Origin of the sequence: Oceanispirochaeta sp. M1 (assembly GCF_003346715.1) — a bacterium.
Classification (GTDB): domain Bacteria; phylum Spirochaetota; class Spirochaetia; order DSM-2461; family DSM-2461; genus Oceanispirochaeta.
In genome coordinates this window covers 1-6,698 of sequence record NZ_QQPQ01000089.1, presented here as the reverse complement: position 1 = coordinate 6,698, position 6,698 = coordinate 1, and the positions used below count along the sequence as shown (strand labels likewise).

9 protein-coding genes are annotated in these 6,698 nt (G+C 35.3%); 3 read left to right on the top strand and 6 right to left on the bottom strand.

Annotated elements, in window-relative coordinates; all coding sequences use genetic code 11:
* Positions 1-524: 524 nt before the first annotated feature.
* On the top strand, positions 525-785 hold the full coding sequence (locus tag DV872_RS25640; protein WP_114632825.1) for a hypothetical protein: 261 nt from the start codon (positions 525-527) through the stop codon (positions 783-785).
* 184 nt (positions 786-969) lie between these two features.
* On the opposite strand, the gene DV872_RS27355 is transcribed toward DV872_RS25640, so the two are convergent.
* The 4 genes from DV872_RS27355 to DV872_RS25620 are packed head-to-tail and all read right to left on the bottom strand — an operon-like array spanning position 970 to position 3,279.
* Positions 970-1,086 (bottom strand): transposase domain-containing protein, encoded by a 117-nt coding sequence (locus tag DV872_RS27355; protein WP_370446665.1) that lies wholly within the window; start codon positions 1,084-1,086, stop codon positions 970-972.
* Complete coding sequence (locus DV872_RS25630; protein WP_158547192.1) at positions 1,083-2,600, bottom strand: IS66 family transposase; 1,518 nt, start codon at positions 2,598-2,600, stop codon at positions 1,083-1,085. Before DV872_RS25630 ends, DV872_RS27355 begins: the two co-directional genes overlap by 4 nt.
* Before the next feature lie 5 nt (positions 2,601-2,605).
* Positions 2,606-2,953, bottom strand: coding sequence for an IS66 family insertion sequence element accessory protein TnpB (gene tnpB, locus DV872_RS25625; protein ID WP_114632823.1), 348 nt, complete (start codon positions 2,951-2,953; stop codon positions 2,606-2,608).
* Positions 2,950-3,279: a hypothetical protein gene (locus DV872_RS25620; RefSeq protein WP_114632822.1), complete on the bottom strand. Its 330-nt coding sequence runs from the start codon at positions 3,277-3,279 to the stop codon at positions 2,950-2,952. The genes tnpB and DV872_RS25620 overlap by 4 nt, the downstream gene beginning before the upstream one ends.
* Before the next feature lie 273 nt (positions 3,280-3,552).
* Between DV872_RS25620 and DV872_RS26425 the strand changes: the two genes are divergently transcribed.
* Positions 3,553-3,795 carry a cache domain-containing protein gene (locus DV872_RS26425; RefSeq protein ID WP_147283275.1) on the top strand — a complete coding sequence of 81 codons (243 nt, stop codon included), beginning with the start codon at positions 3,553-3,555 and terminating at the stop codon, positions 3,793-3,795.
* Positions 3,796-4,091: 296 nt separating this feature from the next.
* The gene (locus tag DV872_RS25610) at positions 4,092-4,385 is read left to right on the top strand and encodes a hypothetical protein (RefSeq protein ID WP_114632820.1); all 294 of its coding nucleotides are present in this window, start codon (positions 4,092-4,094) and stop codon (positions 4,383-4,385) included.
* Positions 4,386-4,442: 57 nt separating this feature from the next.
* On the opposite strand, the gene DV872_RS25605 is transcribed toward DV872_RS25610, so the two are convergent.
* Both DV872_RS25605 and DV872_RS25600 read right to left on the bottom strand, forming a co-directional pair.
* Positions 4,443-5,219 (bottom strand): AraC family transcriptional regulator, encoded by a 777-nt coding sequence (locus DV872_RS25605; protein WP_114632819.1) that lies wholly within the window; start codon positions 5,217-5,219, stop codon positions 4,443-4,445.
* Positions 5,220-5,822: 603 nt separating this feature from the next.
* The gene (locus DV872_RS25600; RefSeq protein ID WP_114632818.1) at positions 5,823-6,509 is read right to left on the bottom strand and encodes a hypothetical protein; all 687 of its coding nucleotides are present in this window, start codon (positions 6,507-6,509) and stop codon (positions 5,823-5,825) included.
* Positions 6,510-6,698: the final 189 nt, after the last annotated feature.

Sequence of the window (6,698 nt, the reverse complement as noted above, 5' to 3'; positions counted from 1 at the left end):
AAAATGTAAATGCCTGGAAAAATAGAATGAATAAGCAGAAAGTAAAGTTTGATTGGAAATTTACCTTTAAGAAGGCGAAAATTAAGTTCCGGCTGGATGATTAAAATTCAGCCGGTCATGACACTAGCTTTCTACCTTTTAAGACTAGCGAATTCTGATGACGTCATGTAACAGAAAGAACTGTTAGCTCTTATGATTTTTGAGTCTTCCTCAAGATCCTCCCCCTTCCTTTTTGACATCAATATATTCAAAACAGAGATGGGCCATACCACATTTTAAAAAAACATTTATTTTATTTGGACCAGCACCCTGTTTCTGTAAAAATTTTAAGCCATCTTAACGGCAGCACTTTAACCATTAATATTATGGCAGACTCTCACAATATTCAGCAGAATTTCAGTTCCCAAAAAGTTATTACTCGCTATGCGGTTCATCTACAATGGTTGTAAATATTCGGGATCTCCTTCTGTCAAAAGGAGTAGAATTTGACAATATAATAAGCAGATTTATTTCTAAGGAATCAAATGGAAACATTATTTGGAAAAACTCTTACTCAGTTAAAAAAAGTGGTCAGCACACTGGGATTGAAACCTTATGTAGAGAAACAGATGGCCAGTTGGCTATATCAGAAGGGTATAACATCCATCGATGAGATGACTAATCTTACTCTTGAATCAAGGCAGAAACTACAGGAATATTATGAGATTGGACTAACTCCTCCGGTGAAAGCAGAGATATCGAAAGATGGGACTAAAAAATATCTCTATCATATAAATGGTCAGTAATATGTCGAAGCTGCATATATCCCGGATGCCGAAAGGGCAACTCTCTGTCTCTCATCACAGGTTGGATGCAAAATGGGCGGTCTATTCTGTATGACTGGTAAACAGGGTTTTCAATATAATTTAACTTCAGCTGAAATTGTGAATCAGTTGTAAGCGCTAATATCTCCCCGTGTTGACAGATCGCCTATGGGATGAGTTCTTCTTTATCGATGTTCCATGGAAGCAATTTTTCTAGGTCCTTTTTACAACCCGCCATTGGAATCTTCTCAAAAATATACTTGAGATAGAATACGGGTTCTATGCCGTTAGCTTTGGCTGTCTCGACCAGTGAATACAGAGTAGCACTGGCATGCGCTCCCCTGGGAGTATCATTGAAAATCCAGTTTTTTCGATTACAAAGGGTCTGATACTGTTCTCAGCCGCATTGTTATCTGGAGTTAGATAATCATATTTCAAATATCGAACCATTTTCATATACTCAGAATCTGCATAATTTACGGCTTTCCCCAAAGCCATGGAGGGAACAACAGTGACCTTCTTTTCAGTCAGCCATTTTCTGAATTCTTTGAGAATTGGAATAGCCCTGTTGCGGCGGAGACTGTTAAAATCTGAGGCTGTGAGTTGCATCGCTCTCAACTCATTTTCAATAACATAAAGTTTTCGGATGTACTTGATAGCCTTATTCGCCTGGCCGCCACTCTTTGTCGCCTTGGCTGCTTCTACAAATTTCCTGCGGATATGGGCAAGGCAGGCCACATGCCAAAGATTATATTTCCGTGTGGCTGCATTATAACCGGCGTAGCCATCTGTCTGGAGAGAACCGGCATATCCCTCCAGCAACTTCACAGCCATGTCCTCTTTCCGAGTTCTTGAGTAATTGAATAGTACAATCTTGTTTCCAGAGTCTGAGCCCACCGTTACCCACATATAAGATTTGGAATCTACTTTTTTGCCAGATTCTTTTAGAACCTGAACGGTAGTCTCATCCATGTTGATCAAAGGACCTTCTCTGGTTCTCTCTTTCAGTAGATCAATAAGATCTGAGCATTTTAAGGCTGTTTTGATTGTCCAGTTGCACATATTTGTCCGGCTGATATCGACACCTAGCCTCTTAAAGATTCTCTCATGTCTATAGAAAGGAAGAGAATCACAATATTTCCCTGTAATGATAAATGCCAGCAGACTGGCAGATGCAATGCTCCCAGGCATAATTCGAGGCGGAGCCTTTGCTGTAATGATGGGAGACTCTTCAGAGTCCTCAAAGTCTCCACAGTTGCAAGGACCACACTTTTCCCGTTCATGAACCTTCACTTTAATCTGTGCTGGAATATATTCCAGTTCTTCAGAAGTTTCATAACCAATTATCGGACGTAATTTACCACAGCAAGGGCATGTTCTCTCTTCAATACTTAGACTATGCAGCACTTTTTCTCTGGGAATATCTGCCGGTATGGGCTTTCGGCCTCTTTTCTTCAATTTCTCTTTTGGTGTATCTGATTCATCTGATTCTCCAGATTCAGAAGGGTCTTCAGAGATGACTGCCTCGGCCTCATCAAAAAGGTTCATTTGTAGTTTATCCAGGACGGTCCATTTTTCGCTTCTTCTGGCAAATATATGATCCTCCAGGAGTTTAACTCGTTCCTTGAGTCGGTCATTCTTTTTCTGAAGTGTATTGTTATCTGTCAGAAGAGTTATGTTATTTGTCAGAAGAGTACTGTTCTGCTCCTGAAGTTCCTCAATGAGTTTCTTTAGTTCACTGGGCTCTCTGATAATCCTGTTTTTTTTGCCATCTGATAATGATTCTATGGCATTCAAAAAAATTATAAAACTTCACAATAGTTCAGTGCTTTATGAGCCTTCCAGAAATCGATTCCCGATAACAGAAGCTTCAGTTGTTCATATGTAATATTCTGAGCCTCGGCTTCATCCTTTGGCCAGGGAAAAGTCTCTTTCTCTATCTTCTTCTGCCATAAACAGAATCCATTGTTATCCCAGTAAAGGGCTTTCAGGATCTTCCTTTCCCGATTACAGAATAGAAAAATGGAAGATGAGAATGGATTAAGCTCCATATCATCCTGAACTATGACTGTTAGTCCATTGATCTGTTTCCGCATATCTGTTCTACCGGGCTTAATAAAAATATCTGTTTTACTAAGATTAGGAATCACTTCAGGCTCCAAAGAGTCGTGATGAAAACCTTAGCGGTCTTTTCATTTACAGCTACTGGAATTTCAAGAAGCACACCTGATGGGAACGATATTTTAATAACCTCAGTGTTACTATTGACAACTGGTTCCATAACGGGATGTATTGATTTCTCTGGTGTTAGCCGGATCAGTTTCTTTTTCGGGACATCTGATTCTCTTTTTATACGCTGATCTCGGAGGGAATAATAATTCAGATTATTTTTATTACAATATTCTTTCTGAGTCAGTCCTGATTCTATAAAGTCATGGATAATTTTATCCCAATCTTTTGCTGTTCTTCTTTTCATTTTCTACTCCTACAGAATAGAAAATTACTAAAATCCTCAGCTATTGTTAGATGGGGCGTTATTAGAGGTTACGGTTGTTTCATAATGCTCACAGGGTAATTATAAAAAGGAAATCATACCGGAAGGCTCTTTAAAAAGTATGGCCGTTTATGATATAGGTGAAAGGGGTCAGCATATCGAAAACTGAGGGGTCAGTATTGCGATTAGTGACACAGGAGGTATAGTGAATCCAAATCCTCTATAAATAGGTACATTTCACCACTATCATCTTCTATGAAATGGGAACTTAATCTATGTCGTTTAATCTGGATAGAAACGTCCTGGTTTAAGGAGTGCCTGGAAGGTCAGGGTATACACTCCGATGTGTATGCCGATCAGTATCCCTATTATATTGTGATGACAGCGACCACTCCAATCTACGGGCCATCCGGGACCATCTCTGGTGTCCTGATCAGCCAGTTTGATATGAACAGGATCAGAGCATTACAAGAAGATCTGCATGGTCATATCAAATAAAATATCCTCAACTAATTTCTTTTAAAACTTTTGATTAGCTTAGAATTGATGAAGGAATTATCTGATCCAGAGTTTTAGTATTGTCAAGCCAATTATCTAAAACCTTTCTGGAAATAAGAGTAAATTCCATCCTAGAATCTAAAAGACTTACTTGCTCAAGAAATTCCAGTATTAATAACTCAATACTTTGTTGGTTCTTCTGTAAATATTTCGCTATATGATAAATATTTGACACAGACAATCTGTAGAGGGAAATACCGTTATTTGGATTACTGTAATTATGTACAATTATTCCCATGAAGGATTCAATGATAGGTGAATACAGTTCTGAATATTTATATTCTGATAGAGTTGTTAAAACAGAAATGATTAATTCTGCTGTTATTGGTATTATGGAAAAAAAAGATGTTGGAGTTCTTCTTGAAAATATAATATCAGCAGCATTTGGAATATTTCTACTGAGTATTTTAATAAAGATTTCAGCATTTGATGATTTCAATGGATTCATAGACAAATGTTTTGAGAAAGCAATGATAGCCGCTTCAGACTCTGGTGTTTTTGAATCAAGTATTGATTCTATGAAGTTGTAATCATCAATCATATTTAAAAGAATAGCAGATATGATATAAACTATCAAAAACAAAAGGTTATATTTTTTGCACTAGTTTTCTATACTCTACCGGAGTTAATATTTTATTTTTTTTAAAAGATTTGGAAAAATGAAATCTGTTAGTGAAACCGCACTCATTAGCAATAGATTCAATAGAATCCTTTGAAAACTGTAATAGATTACATGCTTTATCAATCCTTAAGAATGATTGATATTCATAGGGAGTTTGACCGATCAGGTCTCGAAAGAGTCGTGCAAAACCATTTACACTCATTGAAGCTTCTTCTGCCAGATCGAGATTAGACAATGGTTTGTTGAGACTATGTTTCATATGACTAATTGAAGTGTCTATTCTTATATCATTTACAAGCGGAGAGTATGAGCTCTCAGGGATTTGATTCAGAAGAAATAATACAAGTTTTTTACAAGATTGAGAATGGAATTGCTCATTCAGTAAAATCTCATCTATCAATCCTTTTAGTACTTCTTCGTAAGTGAATGAAAAAAAGGACTTTTTTACAGACAGATTTATTCCAGAAATAATAAAGTTAATATTAAAATGAAAAATCGGACTGGAACTATTACAGGAGAAATCAACTTTAGGAGGAATTAAAATTATATTACTTTCTGGAAGACTTATCCTTCTTTGACTTATATTTTTCTTAAAAAAAACTTCACTTATTCCATTTTTATTGTGAATTATCTTCCAATAGGGTAATGATAGGTTTCCATATCTCCAGGAAACTATAGACCTGTATGAGAATGAAAGCAGCTTAATATCATTCTCTGAAAAGGATATGTTTGTTTTTGGCATATAATAATCATAGAATTATTTAATTTATTTTTCAAATTCGATACTAATATTATAGAGATTCAGAGATTTATCACATCTTAAGGAGCTCGTGCGGAATCCGCACTCGTTCTCCTCCCTGTTTAGTCGGAATATATCATAGATAGATAAAGCATGATTTTGAAATAATTAGGTGGTGGGCAGAACCTTCCCCGAGGAACAGAAAATTTTATTTTTTAAATATTATATAAATCGAAATTCGTTCAATTAGAGAAAAAATATATTCCTGTAAAAAAACCTATCAGATTTAAAAATGTTTGCTTTTGACATATAATAGGTAAAAATATAATATTGAAAATTATTTACTATTTTATCTAAATACTTTATCTAAAGTTCTCATAAATGGCAGAAATATTAGTCAAACAACGGATAATAAATAAATAAACTGTCTCAGTGCTTTGTATGTCAAAAACAAACATTATATTTTTTATAATCAATACTGCTTTATGACATTGTTTAAATCTGCAGTGAAAAAAAAATGTTTGAATTTGACATATAAGTGAAATCACTTATAAATATTTTGAGTTTTTGTGATATCTAAGGCAAAATTGAATGCATATATTTATTTCATTTTGTAGTAGGAGGAACTTCGTCTTTATTAAAGTCGCCTGGAATCAGGAGATTCTCGGGAATCGCTTCATCGAGGCTTTTATTCATATCAAGGAATTTCCCTCGAATATTGTTTGCATGAATCGCTATCGCATTTAGTTTTAGATCTACTTCATTCTGAGCAGGATCAACAAGCGATGCAATATTATCGAGTATATTAAGAATTTTCATATTCAATGGAAATCTTTGATCCTGTGTATCATCCAAATGTTTTCCCAGGTTATTCAAATCTTCATTTTTTAAATCGTAAATGCGATAACCTTCAATAGAATTCTTATACGTTCTATTAATGATACTGAGAATAACAATCAAACTTTTCTCATATATCCCACCTCTTTGTACCCTGGTAATTGATTGAAAACATTCTTTGAGAATAAAGTAGTTTGGTTGAACCAAATTAAAAATATCTTCCAAATCATTTTCACCCAATAAAGCATCAACGATCCAATGATTCCTCATACCGATGAGCTTTAAAAATATTGGATAATTATCAGGATGAACTCCAACTTTATTCAAATATCTTGCAAATTCTATAGTTACATCAACCCCGGATGAATCTTTTAACTCAAATATTTCATTAAAAAATGACAAGCATAATTTATTCAAGTCTTCTTCCTGCCAACCTTTTTCTTCCCATCGTGTCATAATCAAACCCCTTTTCTAAAAAAAGAAAAACTAAGCATCAAATGGATGTCTTTCTCTCGGAGTCAGTTCCGGATCAAGATTTTCTTCGGTTCTCAATAAGACATTAGGGATGACATCGACAAGTCTCTTGGTAGAGTCAAAGAAATTGTTTCTTATGTTATGGGAATGTACAGCCAAATCTTCCATCTC